The following is a 16,400-nucleotide window of genomic DNA, read 5'->3' as shown; positions in this document are numbered from 1 at the left end:
AGGGAATACCTTTTGAGTTAAAGTCATACCTGTTACTGGTCGAGCAAACTGGGCGTTGTATTTGTACGGATAAGCCCGGATATATAGAGCATCATTTACCTCCTATTCTTGAAAGGCTGAATTTCGAACCGAAAAAATGGTTAACACTAACAACTCAGTTTGAAAATTTATTTCATGGAGCTGCAGGTAGAGCTGGGGCTATTGAACGTTATTGCAGTAAAACTGCCCGTAAGCGACGAAGTAACCTAACAAGCTGTAAGTTATTACTTGCTAGCTAAGCTTTAAAATAAATCTCTTTTAATTTTTGTAAATTATTGCTGCACTCTTGTACTTTCCATTCGCAGATAGCTATACCTTTTATCCTGGTTTTTATTTGCGTATTAAGCCAATAGGGTAGGTTGCCTGCGGAACGAATATTTTAGATCAAATAATCTAAGGTCTTTGAAGGTTTAGCAGGCACTTTTAACAGTGCCTGTCTTTCCAAATCGTGTTTATTCTAAATTGATTAACTCAGCCCCTAAAATAGCGTACTTATTTTTACCGTTTGCTTGTAAGAAAAAGGCGGCAGGTGCATGAAGTGAAGGTATTGATGTGAATACACTTTTGCACGCGTATACAGGCCATGTTGTAGCGTTATCTAGCATACTAATGTCGCCAGAAAAGCAATTGTACCCTTGTTTTAAAAGCGCTTTATATTTACTTTCTGTAAGCGTCAACGACTCATTTAAAACAAAACTGTTACCGGTTCTAAAGATTAGGCTGCTTGCATCCAAACTCGTGTAACCTTGACGGATACTGCTTATATCACCCAATTCTTTAATTATGGGTGACTGTCCTTTGTTATTGACTGCAATATCTATTTGGTAATCACCTAGCTCACTCTTTACAGTTACATCATCTATTAGTAAGTCTACCCAATTGTCTTTAGTGTTAAATGGAATGGCGTGGTACTGGGCTATTTTAGCGCTTTGCCACTCTCCCGAAGTTATTGAATCAATGGTTTTTTTATATAAAACACGGTTAACTTTACGGGCTATTTGTCGGTTTGGGTCGTTTGGGTAAGCACCTGATTCAATTAATATAATTCGGATACCTTTTTCTGAAAAAGTATCACCAAAACTACGGTAAGAGTAACTGTCGTTGTACTTCCCCAAGTGCCCTGGGATCATGGTTTCAACCGTTTTGGCTAAATGAGCAATAAACTGCATAGCCTCACCACGAATTTTATTTACTTCTCTTGCTTCATTATAGGCAGGTGCTAGCACTGAAATAGAGGCTTGTTTTCCCATTTTACCTGCACCGTAATATGCATTCTGATCATGTAAATTAAAGCCGAAGTCAGGTTTGAATTCATTTGCTGCAGCCATGAGTATTTGTCCTTCTTTCGTGCGAAGAGCTTTTGCATCACGATTTAAATCAATACCTTGTGCATTATGGCGTGTTTGAACAGCAGCGCCATCCGGGTTCACCATAGGGATTATGAGAAGGGTTATTTTCTGTTGCCAGCTTTCTAGCCATTGTGCGTTTTCATCTGCGGTTATAAAGCTTAAAAAATCCATCAGTGCCGCAGTTGCTGTATTTTCGTCGCCGTGCATTTGGCTCCACATCATCACTTTGATTGGGCCTGTGCCGATTTTAAGAGAGTTAAGTGCCTGTCCTTGGAAAGAAGTGCCGATTTGTTTTAGTGTAACGCTTGGGTGTTTTGCTGCGCTTTTTAAGTGGGGTTCTATATCGGCGTAGTAAATCGCAGGTTTATCTAAGCCAGCTACAGCGGTATCTTCAATCGTTTTTGCAATTGTTGTATTACTCAATGCCAAAAGGGCTGTGGCGAGTGCGTATTGGCGCATAATTATCTCTTTTATTCTTTATTTTGATATTTGTAAGAATATTATATTTTAACTTGTTTGGCTAATCCTTGTTCAGTAATAAAGCTTCGATTGCTACTGACTAAGTATGCTTTAAATCGCTATTTTTATGCTATTTTCTTTTTCTTCATTGCTTTTCGCTATATAAAATACAGTATTAATTTTAATTACTTAGCTTAAAAAAAGACTGATTTTTTACGCTTTGTTATCAAATTGATAAACAACACTTAACCTTGCGTCTTGAAATTCTACTTGTACCGTCTGTTGACTTTGTTATACTCCACATCGAAATTTCAGTAATTACTGAAACTTTATTGATGAAGATCATGTTACCGCATTTAAAAATAGGGTAAGCCACTTACCTGAAATGCAGTAAAAGCGATAAAAGGCGTGAGTTTTGCGAGCAATTAATCAGTCACAAGGTGTCAAACAGTCTAGTTTAGCTAGATTGCAATTGGCTGCGCGTGCGTTTTTTGCTGGTAAAGAATTAATGTCAGTTTTAGCCTTGTTGCTGATTAATTCAGCTATGCTAATCAACGGTACATTAGAAGATGCTCACGGGCTAAGAAGCTTATTAAGCGAAGGTGCTTTATACGAAACACCATTACTTAATGTCTTGAGCTTTTTAGCTTACCCAGTGGTGTCTTGCCAGTTACTAATTGGTCTATGCTGGTTGGTCTTCCATTTCTTCCCTGCGCGTCGTGCAGGTGTCATTTTACGTAAAGCGGCCTTCGCTGCGCGTGAAACGATAAAGTCTTTAGTAGTACACAGCGCTCATGGCTGTCGTGCTCCTCCTCGTGTAAGTGGTTGTCTGTAATTAAGCTTTGTTGCTTAAGTTCAGCCATTTTAGTCGTTTACTAAGTTGTCTTTACTAAGCACCTAGTGGGCTTTTTACGCCCAAATTTCAGTCAGCCAACCTAAAATCCCTCACTTTTTAGCGTGTCGATTTGTCGTGCTCGTTAATCAGCAGGGGATATCTGTAGCATCTGTTGCAGAAAAGCGTCGTGTACTTATTTCGACAAGTGTTAACTTTTAGGTTGTAGGATATTCCTTTGTCAATTCGAAACCTTTGTAATATTGCTCTAGCGTCTTTAGTGCTGGCTTTGTCTGGCTGTAAAGGCGGGGTACTCGATCCAAAAGGTCAAATTGGTGTCGACGAGAAGTATTTAATTATCGTAGCTACGGTGTTAATGCTGATTGTCGTAATTCCAGTTATTGCCATGACAATTTATTTTGCATGGAAATACCGTGATGGACGAGATCAAGAAATTTACGCTCCAAAGTGGGCGCACTCTACCAAGATTGAAGCTGTAGTTTGGACCATACCTATCATTATCGTTGCGATTTTAGGTGTGATCACATGGCAGTCAACACAACAACTTGACCCATATAAACCACTTGAAGGTAAAGGTAAGCACCTTACTGTTGAAGTTGTTTCTTTGAACTGGAAATGGTTATTCATTTATCCAGAGCAAGGTATCGCAACAGTAAATGAACTTGTTTTTCCTGCCAATGTGCCAGTGCAGTACAAGATCACCTCTGAAAGCACCATGAACTCGTTTTTCATCCCACAGCTTGGTAGCCAAATTTACTCAATGGCTGGTATGGAAACAAAGCTTCACCTAATCGCTGATGAGCCTGGTACTTTTAAAGGTTTCTCTGCTAACTACAGCGGTGCAGGTTTCACTGGTATGAAGTTCGATGCCATTGCAACAGCCACTGAAACTGATTTCGATGCATGGGTTAACAAAGTGAAAAACACCGGCTCTGCACTGACTAAGCAAAGCTATGTTGAGCTTGCAAAACCAAGTGAATACGACCCAGTTAAATACTATGCCAGCGTAGATAAAGATATGTTCCATTCAATCGTAATGAAATATATGCAAGCGCATGGCTCACACGCTGCAATGCAACACGCTATGCCTGAGCACTCTGCTCACAAGAAGCACAGCGAGGACGAGGAATAATCATGTCGTTGTTAGGTAAATTAACATTAGACGCAATCCCGTACCATGAACCAATTATCATGGTTACCATGGCGGTCGTTGCTGTCTTAGGTCTGTTAGTGGCAGGCTTAGTAACAAAATATAAAAAATGGGGCGTGATTTGGCACGACTGGATCACCTCAATTGACCATAAGCGTTTAGGTGTTATGTACATCATTCTTGCGCTTATCATGCTTTTCCGTGGTTTCGCGGATGCTATTATGATGCGACTGCAATTAGCAATGGCTACTGGCGGTGCAAGTGGTTACTTACCACCAGAGCATTATGACCAAATCTTTACGGCGCATGGGGTGATCATGATCATCTTTATGGCGATGCCGTTTATGATTGGTTTAATGAACATCATTTTACCTCTGCAAATTGGTGCTCGTGATGTTGCATTCCCATTCTTAAATAACCTTAGCTTTTGGTTAACTGCTGGCGGTGCAATTCTTATCAATATCTCATTATTCTTTGGTGAGTTTGCAAAAACGGGTTGGGTTGCATATCCACCGTTGTCTGAATTGTCATTCAGTCCAGGTGTCGGGGTCGATTACTATATTTGGGCCTTGCAGATATCCGGCTTGGGTACCTTATTAACAGCGGTAAACTTCTTAGCAACCGTATTTAAGATGCGTGCGCCAGGCATGACATTGATGAAAATGCCAATTTTCACATGGACATGTACATGGGCAAATATCTTAGTTGCAGCATCGTTCCCTATTTTAACAGCGGTACTGGCAATGCTTACCCTTGACCGTTACCTAGACTTCCACTTCTTTACGAATGCGGCTGGCGGTAACGCTATGATGTACATCAACTTATTCTGGGCATGGGGTCACCCTGAAGTTTACATTCTGATCTTACCTGCGTTTGGTATTTTCTCAGAAGTAATCTCTACGTTTGCGGGTAAACGTCTGTTTGGTTATAAGTCGATGGTTTACGCAAGTGGTGCAATTTCAATTTTAGGTTTCATCGTTTGGCTTCATCACTTCTTTACGATGGGTTCAAGCGCTAACGTTAATGCCTTCTTTGGTGTTATGACCATGGTTATTGCAGTACCGACCGGGGTTAAGTTGTTTAACTGGCTGTTCACTATGTATCGTGGTCGTTTACGTATTACTGTGCCTGTCCTTTGGACTTTAGGTTTTATGGTGACGTTCACTATCGGTGGTATGACGGGTGTTCTACTTGCAATTCCAGGTGCTGACTACGTATTACATAACAGCTTATTCTTAATCGCTCACTTCCATAACACTATTATTGGTGGTGCGGTATTTGGTTACTTAGCAGGTTTTGCTTACTGGTTCCCTAAAGCAATGGGCTTCAAGCTTGATGAAAGCTGGGGCAGAAAGTCTTTCTGGTGTTGGTTAATTGGTTTCTTCGTGGCATTCATGCCGTTATACGTACTTGGTTTCTTAGGTATGACACGTCGCTTAAACCACACTAACAACCCTGATTGGAATATCTGGTTATACATTGCAGCTGGCGGTGCGGTAATCATTCTGTTCGGTATCTTATTCCAAGTTGTACAACTTGTAGTGAGCTTCAAAAACCGCGAGCAACTTGATGATACAACGGGCGATCCGTGGAATGGTCATACTCTTGAGTGGGCATCTGCTTCTCCTCCGCAGTACTACAACTTTGCAAAAATCCCACATATTGATGACATCGATGCGTGGACAGACATGAAAGAAAAAGGCCTAGCTTACAAACAAGAAGCGTCTTATAGCCCAATTCACATGCCAAAAAATACACCGGCAGGTGTGTTAATGAGCGCAGGTATAACAACCTTCTGTTTTGCCATGATTTGGCACATTTGGTGGCTTGCAGCCTTTGGTTTACTGGGTGCTATCGTTGTATTCATCAAGCGTTGTTACACCAGCGATGTAGATTACTACGTGCAACCAGATGAAATTGTTGAACTAGAAACGGCTCACAATACAGCCGCTACGAAGGAGGTGAATGCATGAGTGCCATTCCTGCTGGACTAGACACCTTAAACGGCGCACACGGTCATGTCGATGCACATGACCATGATCACCACGATACAGGTGGTAACACCGTATTTGGCTTCTGGCTATACCTTATGACTGACTGTCTGCTGTTTGCATCATTCTTTGCAACCTACGCAGTATTGTTCATGAACACTGCTGGCGGTGTGTCGGGTAAAGACATTTTTGAACTTGATTTTGTGGCGGTTGAAACCGCAGCACTACTACTTAGTAGTATCACATTTGGCTTTGCGATGATCTCTGCTCACGGGCAGAAAAAGGCGGCTACGTTAACTTGGTTGCTGGTTACCTTTGCTTTTGGCGCTGTGTTCATTGGTATGGAAGTGTATGAATTCCATCACCTAATTGCACACGGTAATGGCCCACAACAAAGTGCCTTTTTAACATCGTTTTTCTCTTTAGTGGGCTTACACGGTCTTCACGTTACTGCGGGTCTAATTTGGATGACGGTAATGATGATTGAAGTTATTCGCCGTGGTTTAAACCCACAAACAGTGACACGCCTAAGTTGTTTAAGCTTATTCTGGCACTTCTTAGATGTGGTGTGGATCTGTGTATTTACCGTTGTTTATTTAATGGGAGCAATGTAATGAGTCACAGTGAATCACATGTAATTAATAACTTAGAAGTACACGCACATAATGAGCAATCACATGGCAGCGTTAAAGACTATTTAATTGGTTTCGTATTGTCAGTGATTTTAACGGCTATTCCATTTTGGGCTGTAATGAGTGGTTCGTTTTCTAAAACGACCACCGTATGGTGCATCGTGAGCATGGCAATTGTGCAAATTTGGGTGCATTTGAAATATTTCTTACACCTAAACTTCAAAACTGAAGACGGCAAAGCAAGTTCAATGTCGTTTATCTTTAGTGCTTTAATCATCGTGATGGTGGTTGGTTTGTCGGTGTGGATCATCTACGAATCGAACGCCATGATGATGTACTAATAACAATTACTTTGTAATTGGTAAAAAGATTTACGAAAGGAGCTGGTTAGTCTGAGGTTGTGTCTCCAGTTCTTACAGTCTGTTACTAACTAGTTTCTTTCGTAATATTGCGTTTGTGCTGAAAATTAGAGGAGTCGAGGAAGTGTTTCGACGTTATTTAAATGTCACTAAACCTGGCATTATCATGGGTAATTTGATTTCTGTCGCGGGGGGATTCTTGCTAGCCTCTCGTGGTGACATTGACCCATGGTTAATGATCGCAACCTTGCTAGGGTTATCTTTAGTAGTGGCATCAGGATGCGCGATTAATAACGTAATTGATCGTGATATTGATGTTGCTATGGCGCGCACTCGCAAACGCGTCACAGTGACTGGCGAAATGTCAGCAAAGGCGGCTATGGCACATGGCATCGTGCTTGGTGTTATTGGTTTCGGTTTATTAGCTGTGTATACCAACGTAGTGGCACTCTTATTTGCTACTTTTGGTTACGTCATCTACGTAGGTGTGTACAGCTTATATATGAAACGTCGTTCTGTGTATGGCACCTTTGTAGGTAGTTTATCTGGCGCAGTACCGCCTGTTGTGGGTTATTGTGCCGTGACTGGGCAGTTTGATGCCGGTGCTGTGATTTTATTGGTCATGTTTAGTCTATGGCAAATGCCTCATTCATATGCAATTGCAATCTTTCGTTATAACGACTACCAAGCGGCCAGAATTCCCGTGTTACCTGTAGCGCAGGGGATCGAGAAGGCAAAGCATCACATTGTTTTATATATCGCCGTGTATGCGTTGGTTGTGATGTTATTAACCATTAGTGGTTATACAGGTTTAGCCTTTATGGCTGTAGCCTGTACAACGAGTTTTTGGTGGTTGCTAATGGCGCTCCGTGGCTATCGTCGCAATATTGATGTAAGCGGGTGGGCGCGCCAAGTGTTTGCTTTTTCAATTGTAAACATCACGGTTTTGAGCATAGCGATGGCTTTAGATTACCATTCAGTAGCTCCACAGCTACTTGTTTTAACTTAGAAAAAAGTTGCTAACATATCCCAATGTTACAGTAGCAAAGGCCCGGAAGTCTCCTCCGGGCCTTTTTTCTTTATCGTTTTTAAAAGCGGGCAGCTTGCTCTACCACAATGCCATGACGAGCCGCTAAACGGCGATGGTCCTTATCATAACCACCTCCAATTACTGTTGCGACAGGCACATTGTGCTCAAGGCAACGCTTGAGAACTAAATGGTCGCGTTGCTCAATCCCTTGCCAGCTTATATCGAGTTTCCCTAAACCATCTTGCTGCCAAACATCAACACCTGCATCATAAAGCACTAAGTCTGGGTTTAAGGTGTTTAATAAATAACTCAGCGTATCGTCAACTACGCCTAAGTATTCACTATCAGCGACATTCGGCGCTAAACCTATGTCTAAATCACTGGCTGATTTGCGAAACGGAAAATTCTTCTCACAGTGAATAGAGCAGGTATAAGCATAAGGCTGATGCGCTAACATCGCAGCGGTACCATCACCTTGATGAACATCTAAGTCAAAAATAAGTACATTGGTCACTTCACCACTTTTTATCAGGGTTTCACTGGTAAACGCGAGGTCGTTTACCATGCAATAGCCCGAACCAAAATCAGTATGTGCATGGTGAGTGCCTCCAGCTAAGTGGCAAGCAATACCATGTTTAAGTGCTAAACGTGCCGTTTGCAAGGTGCCCAAAGGAGCGGTAAAAGTACGTGCCATTAGCTCTTTTGACCAAGGTAAGCCAATGCGGCGCATTGCTTTTTCATCTAATCGATTGTGCCAAAGGTCGTGGATATAGTTTTCGCAGTGCACTAATTCAAGAGGCTCAGGGCTGCCGAGCAGTGGTTGAGTTAGGTTATCATTTATTAATCCAAGGCTTTGTACATGCTCATATAAATAAGCAAACTTACTCATCACAAAGCGATGGTTAGGATCGAAACTAAACGAGTAATTTGGGTGATACACCAAGGGTAAGTGGGGATTTAACTGCATAGCTCATTGAATAGCTGAATTTGCTACAGCATAACGAATCTACCGATAAAAGTTTACTCTGGCGCGTGAATTAAATGGCCTAACTCGCGATGTAATAATGCTTCATCACCCAGATTTAGCTCAATCAACCGTTTTAAGTGAGTAATACTATCAATATCGATATGTTCACAGCGAAGGCCTGCATGTTGATGCTCAACATGACATAGCTCCACTTGCATTTTAATCTCGATTGATGACTCTGGCAGGGTAAAGATTAAGTCAGCTTTACTATGAATAGGCACTAAAAATGAATCACTTTTAGTTATAAGCGCACCTTGCAAAGATAGATCAAGTAACTGACAGTGATAGTCGTTACCTTCAATGCGAAGTATCGCAGGGCAATAAAATAATACCCGCGAAAACTCTCTGCGTTCATTCATAGCTGTATCTCCAACTTTATTAACGTATACCAATCCTTAATAATACTTAATCATTTTGAGGGATTAAACCTGTCGCTAACTGCGTTAAAAACTTCTGATTTACGACTGCATGGATGCAGAAGGTAGAGCAATGCAGGAGCAATTGCCGAGCATAACTAAATAACGAAATTTTTGCCTTGCTATCAACGAGGTTTCCTTGCCTCAAAATTGACTACATAATTAAGCGAATTGGTATTAATAAGTATAGATCATAATGGAGTGAGTGATAGTAAAGCTTACTGCAACAAAAAAGCCCCTAAGTTGGGGCTTTTTAAGTATCAGCTAATTAGCCAATTTTTTTGTATTTAATACGCTTAGGTTGTGCCGCTTCTGCGCCTAAGGTTTTCTTCAACCACTCTTCGTATTCTGTGTAGTTACCATCGAAGAAGTTAATTTGGCCTTCGTCACGGTAATCAAGAATATGTGTAGCAATACGGTCAAGGAACCAACGGTCATGCGAGATACACATTACACAGCCAGGGAACTCTAAAATAGCGTTCTCAAGTGCACGTAGTGTTTCAACGTCTAGGTCATTGGTTGGCTCATCCAGTAGTAATACGTTACCACCTGCTTTTAATAGCTTAGCTAGGTGTAAACGGTTTCGCTCACCACCTGATAAGTCTTTAACGAATTTTTGTTGGTCGTTACCTTTGAAGTTAAAGCGGCCAACATAGGCACGGCTTGGGAATTCAAAGTTACCAATTTTCAATACGTCTTGACCGTTAGAGATTTCTTGGAAAACCGTGTTGCTCTCGTCCATGTCGCCACGGAACTGATCAACCGTTGCAAGTTCAACGGTTTCACCAACAATGATCTCACCGCTATCTGGCGTTTCTTCACCACTTAGCATTTTGAATAGCGTCGATTTACCCGCACCATTGGCACCGATAATACCTACGATAGCGCCTTTCGGCATTGCAAAGTTTAGGTCATCGATTAATACGCGATCGCCAAAGCTCTTCTTCAGGCCTTTCACTTCGATAACTTGGTCACCTAAGCGTGGACCCGGTGGAATGAATAGTTCATTCGTTTCGTTACGCTTTTGGTAATCGTTTTGCTGTAGCTCAGAGAACTGTGCCATACGTGCTTTAGACTTAGCTTGACGGCCTTTCGGATTTGAACGAACCCATTCAAGTTCTTGTGCGATTGATTTTTGACGTGCTTTTTCAGATTTCTGTTCTTGTTGTAAACGTAAATCTTTTTGCTCAAGCCACGATGAGTAGTTACCTTCCCAAGGAATACCTTCACCACGGTCAAGTTCTAAAATCCAACCTGCTACGTTATCTAAGAAGTAACGGTCGTGGGTTACAGCAACTACGGTACCTTCGTAGTCGTGTAAGAAGCGCTCTAACCAAGCAACTGACTCAGCGTCTAAGTGGTTGGTCGGTTCGTCAAGAATAAGCATATCTGGTTTTTCAAGTAGTAAACGACAGATCGCAACACGGCGACGCTCACCACCCGAAAGGTGTTCAATTTTTGCATCCCAAGGTGGAAGACGTAATGCATCAGCTGCACGCTCTAACACGTTGTCGATATTGTGACCATCGTGTGCTTGGATGATAGCTTCAAGTTCGCCTTGCTCTTTCGCAAGTGCATCGAAGTCAGCGCCGTCCATTGCATACTCGTTGTATACTTCATCTAGGCGATTTAATGCATTTTTAACTTCGCTTACCGCTTCTTCTACTGTTTCGCGAACTGTTTTGTTCTCGTCTAGCTGCGGTTCTTGCGGTAAGTAACCGATTTTAGTGCCTGGTTGAGGGCGAGCTTCACCTTCAAAGTCTTGGTCAACACCGGCCATAATGCGCAGTAACGTCGATTTACCTGCACCGTTTAGACCTAGCACACCAATTTTTGCGCCTGGGAAAAAGTGTAAAGAAATATCTTTTAAGATAGTGCGCTTAGGTGGCACAACCTTAGATACTCGACTCATCGAGAATATAAACTTGTCTGGTAACACCATGAAAGAAGCCTTCAATTTATAATAAAAATTAACAGCAAGTATTGTATACCCAAACTACCTCAAAATACAGAATTCAGCGTTTATGATAGGCTTAATATCAAGGTGTTATTTACTCAAAAAGCCATACATTTCAATTAATGACCACTCAGAAATATCATTTCGTTTGGACATCTAAACATCTAGAGGTTGAAATTTCTAACTATCCGTTCATAATTAGCAGTCAGATAAGTATGCTCGGAGCCAGCTATGCCCATTACAGTAAAAGATGAATTGCCAGCCATTGCAAAATTACGCCAAGAAAACGTGTTTGTAATGCCAAAAAGTCGCGCGAAAACGCAAGAGATACGCCCAATGCGTTTGGCCATCTTAAACTTAATGCCAAACAAGGTTGAAACCGAAGTGCAGTTTATTCGCTTGTTAGCTAATTCACCGCTACAAGTTAATGTTGAGCTGTTGCGCTTAGATACTCACCGCACCAGTAGTCACTCTGAGCAGCACATGGATACGTTTTATCGCTATTTTTCAGAAGTGAAAGATAATAACTACGATGCCATGATTATCACTGGGGCACCGCTTGCTCATTTAGAGTATGACGAAGTTGCTTACTGGGACGAGCTAAAAGTTATTTTAGATTGGGCAGAGCAACATGTTACGTCTACGCTGTTTTCGTGTTGGGCGGCCCATGCGGGTCTATATCATCACTATGGCCTTAAGCGCGAACTTAAACCAAATAAATTAAGCGGCGTATTTACCCATAAAAGTTATTTTGACCATGCAGCACTCACTCGTGGTTTTGATGATACCTTTTTAGTGCCACACTCTCGCTATGGTCATATTGATATCGACAAGATCACTGCCTGCGATGATTTGGTGGTGTTAGCTGGTTCTGAGCGAGTAGGTGCCTACTTAATTAAAAATAAATCAGGCAGCCAAGTGTATATTACTGGCCATCCAGAGTACGATGCACATACCCTTAAAGGGGAGTATTTGCGCGACCAAGAAAAATCAGCGGATGCGCCTAAGCCAGAAAATTACTTCCCAGACGATAACCCAGACAACGAACCGTCGAAGACCTGGCAAAGCCATGCCTTTTTATTGTTTTCGAATTGGTTAAACTATTATGTGTACCAAACTACACCGTATGATATTAACTTAGTTAGCCAAGATGTAAGGACTAACAACTATGCCGAGTAATGCAGTGAATAAACGCGAACAATTAACCGAGGCGCTGAAACAGCGAATTTTAATCCTCGATGGCGCGATGGGCACCATGATCCAAGAACATAAATTAGAAGAACAGGATTATCGCGGTGAGCGCTTTAAAGACTGGCATGTACTTATTAAAGGTAATAACGATTTATTAAGCCTGACTCAGCCAAAAATCATTGCGGATATTCATCGTGCCTATTTAGAGGCGGGGGCTGATATCATCGAAACGAATACCTTTAATGCCACGACTATTTCGATGGAAGATTACGATATGGCGAGCCTTAGCCGCGAAATCAACCTCGAATCAGCGAAACTTGCACGCAGCGTCTGTGATGAGTTTGAAGCAAACGATCCTAGCAAACCGCGTTATGTAGCCGGTGTACTTGGACCAACATCAAAAACCTGCTCTATCTCTCCAGATGTAAACGACCCGGGTTACCGTAATATCAACTTTGATAAGCTGGTGGCTGCGTATGTTGAGTCAACACTGGCACTGATGGAAGGTGGTGCTGACCTTATTTTAATAGAAACCATCTTTGATACCCTTAATGCTAAAGCGGCTTCGTTTGCCGTAGAAGAAGCATTCGAGCAAGCTGGTCGTAGTTTACCTGTGATGATCTCAGGCACCATTACCGATGCCTCAGGCCGTACTTTATCAGGACAAACCACAGAAGCATTTTATAACTCAATTCGCCATATTAAACCGCTATCAATCGGCCTTAACTGTGCCCTTGGCCCTGATTTACTGCGTCAATATGTTGAAGAGTTATCACGTGTTTGCGAAACCTTTACCTCGGTGCATCCCAATGCCGGTTTACCGAATGAGTTTGGTGAATATGATTTAGAAGCCCCTGAAATGGCAAAAGAAATTATCGACTGGGGTAAGTCTGGCTTTATTAATATTGTAGGTGGTTGTTGTGGCACCACACCGGCTCATATTAAGGCGTTTGCGAAAGGTCTGAGTGGTGTTAAGCCACGTCAATTGCCAGAGCTTGAAGTGCGTATGCGCTTATCGGGCCTTGAAGCGTGTAACTTAAACTAGGAAACCGACATGACTGACCAAATTGCTGTATTTACTAACGTCGGTGAGCGTACCAATGTAACTGGTTCGGCTATGTTTAAGCGCTTAATCATGGAAGAAGATTACGAGACCGCTCTTAACGTTGCCCGTGAACAGGTAGAAAATGGCGCGCAAGTGATTGATATCAACATGGATGAAGCCATGTTGGACTCAAAAGCGGCGATGGTAAAGTTTTTAAACTTAATTGCCTCAGAGCCAGATATCTCAAAAGTACCGATCATGGTCGACTCATCGAAATGGGACGTGATTGAAGCGGGCTTAAAATGTATTCAAGGCAAAGCCATTGTAAACTCAATTTCACTTAAAGAAGGTGAAGAGCCGTTCATCCGCCAAGCTAAGCTAATTAAACGCTTTGGTGCCGCAGCAGTTGTAATGGCGTTTGATGAAACAGGGCAAGCTGAAACCGCTGATCGTAAGTTCGAGATTTGTCAGCGTAGCTACAAAATTCTTGTTGAAGATATTGGTTTTCCGCCTGAAGACATTATTTTTGACCCAAACATTTTTGCTGTTGCAACGGGCATTGAAGAGCACGATAACTACGCGGTTGAGTTTATCGAAGGTACGCGCCGAATTAAGCAAGGCTTACCGCACTGTAAAGTGTCGGGTGGTGTATCGAATGTGTCGTTTTCGTTCCGTGGTAATAACCCAGTACGCGAAGCTATTCACTCTGTGTTTTTATACCACGCGATTAAAGCGGGTATGGACATGGGCATTGTAAATGCGGGTCAATTAGCGGTTTATGATGATATTCCTTTAGAGCTGCGTAAAGCCGTGGAAGATGTGATCCTCAATACCGACCCAGGTGCTGGTGAGCGACTAGTTGAACTTGCACCCAAATACTCAGGTATGGCGCAAGCGGAAAAAGTTGAGGATTTAGAATGGCGTACTTGGCCTGTTGAAAAGCGTCTTGAACACGCGCTAGTAAAAGGCATTACCGAATACATCGATGAAGATACCGAAGAGTGCCGCAAGGGCAAAGCTAAGCCTATCGAAGTGATCGAAGGCCCGCTTATGGACGGCATGAATGTCGTTGGTGACTTATTCGGTGCAGGTAAAATGTTCTTACCACAGGTTGTTAAGTCAGCTCGTGTAATGAAGCGCGCCGTTGCCTATCTTGACCCTTTCATTGAAGCTGAAAAAGAAGAGGGCGCAACCAATGGTAAAGTGGTTATGGCAACCGTTAAGGGCGACGTACACGACATTGGTAAAAATATCGTAGGCGTGGTACTGCAATGTAATAACTACGAGGTTATCGACCTTGGTGTGATGGTGCCTGCAGAGAAAATTTTGCAAACCGCCATTGACGAAAAAGCCGATATTATTGGTTTATCAGGGCTTATTACCCCATCCCTTGATGAAATGGTGCATGTTGCCAAAGAAATGACCCGTCGTGGTTTTGAATTACCGCTACTGATTGGTGGTGCAACAACCTCTAAAGCGCATACCGCGGTTAAAATTGAGCCTCAGTATGATAAAGGTGTGGTTTATGTCAATAACGCCAGCCGCGCTGTAGGTGTGGTTTCTAATTTATTGTCGAAAGAATTAAAGCCGGCATTTTTAGAGAAAACCAAGGCTGAGTATGAAAAAGTACGTGAACAACAAGCGCGTAAAAAGCCACGCTCAAAACCAGTTACTTTACAGCGTGCTCGTGACAACGCAGTAAAATTGGATTGGGACAACTACACACCACCTGTGCCGAAAAAGCTAGGTGTGACTGAATTTAAAGATGTTTCGATTGCGACTTTAAGACAGTACATCGACTGGACACCTTATTTCATGACGTGGTCAATCGCTGGTAAGTATCCACGTATTCTTGAAGATGAAATTGTGGGTGAACAGGCTAAAAGCTTATTCGCAGATGCTAATGCAATGCTTGATGAGCTAGAGCAATCAGGTGCACTACAACCTCTAGGTGTCATTGGTTTATTCCCTGCAAACCGAGTAGGGGATGACATTGAGATTTACACCGATGAGTCGCGTACAACGCTTTTAACTACATCGTGTCATTTACGTCAGCAAACTGAAAAAACCGACTTTGCTAACTACTGTTTAGCTGATTATATTGCGCCAAAAGGCACCCCAGATTACTTTGGTGCGTTTGCGGTTACTGGTGGTCTTGAAGAAGACGACCTTGCCGATGCCTTCGATGCTAAGCAAGATGATTACAATAAGATCATGGTTAAAGCCGTTGCAGACCGTTTGGCTGAGGCATTTGCAGAGTACTTACATGAGCAAGTACGTAAAGAGTATTGGGGCTATGCGGTAGATGAAAACCTATCGAATGATGAACTTATTCGTGAAAACTACCAAGGTATTCGCCCAGCGCCAGGTTACCCGGCTTGTCCTGAACATACAGAGAAGAAGAAAATCTGGCAGTTACTTAATACCGAACAGCGTATCGGCATGAAACTAACAAGTTCATACGCAATGTGGCCGGGTGCGGCGGTTTCTGGTTGGTATTTCTCTCACCCTGAAGCTAAGTACTACGCAGTGGCGCAAATTCAACAAGATCAGGTTGAAGATTACGCTAAGCGTACCAACATGACTCTTGCAGAAGCTGAGCGATGGTTGTCGCCTAATTTAGGCTATGAACCAGAATAATAACCTTTAGTTATTAGCTTTTGTTTAAATTAAAAACGAGCCTCACATGGCTCGTTTTTTTATGCCCATTTTTAATCATACTTTTTTCTTTTTAATTGCTTTAATACTGGTAAATTCCTTCTAATTTAAATATTTGTGTTAAAGTTATACCAATTCGCTTAATAAAGTGGTCTATTTTGAGGCAATAAAGCCTCGTTGATAACAAGGCAAAAATTTCGTTATTTAGTTGTTCTAAATCAGAAATTTTTAACGCAGGTAGCGA

At 42.2% G+C, this 16,400-nt stretch carries 13 protein-coding genes and 1 pseudogene; 10 read left to right on the top strand and 4 right to left on the bottom strand.

Annotation, left to right across the window (positions count from 1 at the left end; genetic code table 11):
• Nucleotides 1–278, top strand: a pseudogene (locus C2M33_RS21405) (transposase); the annotation flags it as partial.
• A 213-nt stretch (nt 279–491) separates the two neighbouring features.
• On the opposite strand, the gene C2M33_RS20750 reads toward C2M33_RS21405, so the two are convergent.
• Complete coding sequence (locus tag C2M33_RS20750; RefSeq protein ID WP_105175301.1) at nt 492–1,847, bottom strand: M14 family zinc carboxypeptidase; 1,356 nt, start codon at nt 1,845–1,847, stop codon at nt 492–494.
• Between the two features lie 415 nt (nt 1,848–2,262).
• On the opposite strand from C2M33_RS20750, the gene C2M33_RS20745 reads away from it, so the two are divergent.
• From C2M33_RS20745 to cyoE, 6 genes are all read left to right on the top strand, one after another.
• A complete protein-coding gene (locus C2M33_RS20745; protein WP_063706310.1) occupies nt 2,263–2,682 on the top strand; it encodes a hypothetical protein in 420 nt (139 codons plus the stop codon).
• Between the two features lie 235 nt (nt 2,683–2,917).
• Nucleotides 2,918–3,832 carry a ubiquinol oxidase subunit II gene (cyoA, locus tag C2M33_RS20740; RefSeq protein ID WP_105175300.1) on the top strand — a complete coding sequence of 305 codons (915 nt, stop codon included), beginning with the start codon at nt 2,918–2,920 and terminating at the stop codon, nt 3,830–3,832.
• 2 nt (nt 3,833–3,834) lie between these two features.
• Complete coding sequence (cyoB, locus tag C2M33_RS20735; RefSeq protein ID WP_105175299.1) at nt 3,835–5,823, top strand: cytochrome o ubiquinol oxidase subunit I; 1,989 nt, start codon at nt 3,835–3,837, stop codon at nt 5,821–5,823.
• Nucleotides 5,820–6,455 (top strand): cytochrome o ubiquinol oxidase subunit III, encoded by a 636-nt coding sequence (gene cyoC, locus C2M33_RS20730; protein ID WP_105175298.1) that lies wholly within the window; start codon nt 5,820–5,822, stop codon nt 6,453–6,455. Before cyoB ends, cyoC begins: the two co-directional genes overlap by 4 nt.
• Complete coding sequence (cyoD, locus tag C2M33_RS20725) at nt 6,455–6,814, top strand: cytochrome o ubiquinol oxidase subunit IV (RefSeq protein WP_063706320.1); 360 nt, start codon at nt 6,455–6,457, stop codon at nt 6,812–6,814. Before cyoC ends, cyoD begins: the two co-directional genes overlap by 1 nt.
• A gap of 142 nt (nt 6,815–6,956) precedes the next feature.
• Complete coding sequence (gene cyoE, locus C2M33_RS20720) at nt 6,957–7,841, top strand: heme o synthase (RefSeq protein ID WP_054554292.1); 885 nt, start codon at nt 6,957–6,959, stop codon at nt 7,839–7,841.
• Nucleotides 7,842–7,920: 79 nt separating this feature from the next.
• On the opposite strand, the gene C2M33_RS20715 is transcribed toward cyoE, so the two are convergent.
• The 3 genes from C2M33_RS20715 to ettA form a co-directional block, all read right to left on the bottom strand.
• Nucleotides 7,921–8,829 carry a histone deacetylase family protein gene (locus tag C2M33_RS20715; RefSeq protein ID WP_063706325.1) on the bottom strand — a complete coding sequence of 303 codons (909 nt, stop codon included), beginning with the start codon at nt 8,827–8,829 and terminating at the stop codon, nt 7,921–7,923.
• A 53-nt stretch (nt 8,830–8,882) separates the two neighbouring features.
• Complete coding sequence (locus C2M33_RS20710) at nt 8,883–9,248, bottom strand: PilZ domain-containing protein (protein ID WP_063706328.1); 366 nt, start codon at nt 9,246–9,248, stop codon at nt 8,883–8,885.
• A 325-nt stretch (nt 9,249–9,573) separates the two neighbouring features.
• A complete protein-coding gene (gene ettA, locus C2M33_RS20705) occupies nt 9,574–11,247 on the bottom strand; it encodes an energy-dependent translational throttle protein EttA (protein ID WP_105175297.1) in 1,674 nt (557 codons plus the stop codon).
• Between the two features lie 246 nt (nt 11,248–11,493).
• On the opposite strand from ettA, the gene C2M33_RS20700 reads away from it, so the two are divergent.
• The 3 genes from C2M33_RS20700 to metH are packed head-to-tail and all read left to right on the top strand — an operon-like array spanning nt 11,494 to nt 16,138.
• Nucleotides 11,494–12,441, top strand: a complete 948-nt coding sequence (locus tag C2M33_RS20700; protein ID WP_063706332.1) for a homoserine O-succinyltransferase — start codon at nt 11,494–11,496, stop codon at nt 12,439–12,441.
• Nucleotides 12,431–13,498, top strand: a complete 1,068-nt coding sequence (locus C2M33_RS20695) for a homocysteine S-methyltransferase family protein (protein ID WP_063706335.1) — start codon at nt 12,431–12,433, stop codon at nt 13,496–13,498. Before C2M33_RS20700 ends, C2M33_RS20695 begins: the two co-directional genes overlap by 11 nt.
• 9 nt (nt 13,499–13,507) lie before the next feature.
• Nucleotides 13,508–16,138: a methionine synthase gene (gene metH / locus C2M33_RS20690; protein ID WP_105175296.1), complete on the top strand. Its 2,631-nt coding sequence runs from the start codon at nt 13,508–13,510 to the stop codon at nt 16,136–16,138.
• Nucleotides 16,139–16,400 lie beyond the last annotated feature (262 nt).

The organism is Pseudoalteromonas sp. T1lg122, from assembly GCF_002964825.1.
GTDB classification, from domain to species: Bacteria; Pseudomonadota; Gammaproteobacteria; order Enterobacterales; family Alteromonadaceae; genus Pseudoalteromonas; species Pseudoalteromonas gelatinilytica.
The sequence above is the reverse complement of the archived record's forward strand: the minus strand, read 5'-3'. Positions and strand labels throughout refer to the sequence as shown.

Coding starts and splice junctions, on each gene's coding strand:
- C2M33_RS20750 (WP_105175301.1), bottom strand. CDS start 1,847: ATGCGCCAATACGCACTCGCCACAGCCCTTTTGGCATTGAGTAATACA.
- cyoB (WP_105175299.1), top strand. CDS start 3,835: ATGTCGTTGTTAGGTAAATTAACATTAGACGCAATCCCGTACCATGAA.
- cyoC (WP_105175298.1), top strand. CDS start 5,820: ATGAGTGCCATTCCTGCTGGACTAGACACCTTAAACGGCGCACACGGT.
- cyoD (WP_063706320.1), top strand. CDS start 6,455: ATGAGTCACAGTGAATCACATGTAATTAATAACTTAGAAGTACACGCA.
- C2M33_RS20715 (WP_063706325.1), bottom strand. CDS start 8,829: ATGCAGTTAAATCCCCACTTACCCTTGGTGTATCACCCAAATTACTCG.
- C2M33_RS20710 (WP_063706328.1), bottom strand. CDS start 9,248: ATGAATGAACGCAGAGAGTTTTCGCGGGTATTATTTTATTGCCCTGCG.
- ettA (WP_105175297.1), bottom strand. CDS start 11,247: ATGGTGTTACCAGACAAGTTTATATTCTCGATGAGTCGAGTATCTAAG.
- C2M33_RS20700 (WP_063706332.1), top strand. CDS start 11,494: ATGCCCATTACAGTAAAAGATGAATTGCCAGCCATTGCAAAATTACGC.
- C2M33_RS20695 (WP_063706335.1), top strand. CDS start 12,431: ATGCCGAGTAATGCAGTGAATAAACGCGAACAATTAACCGAGGCGCTG.
- metH (WP_105175296.1), top strand. CDS start 13,508: ATGACTGACCAAATTGCTGTATTTACTAACGTCGGTGAGCGTACCAAT.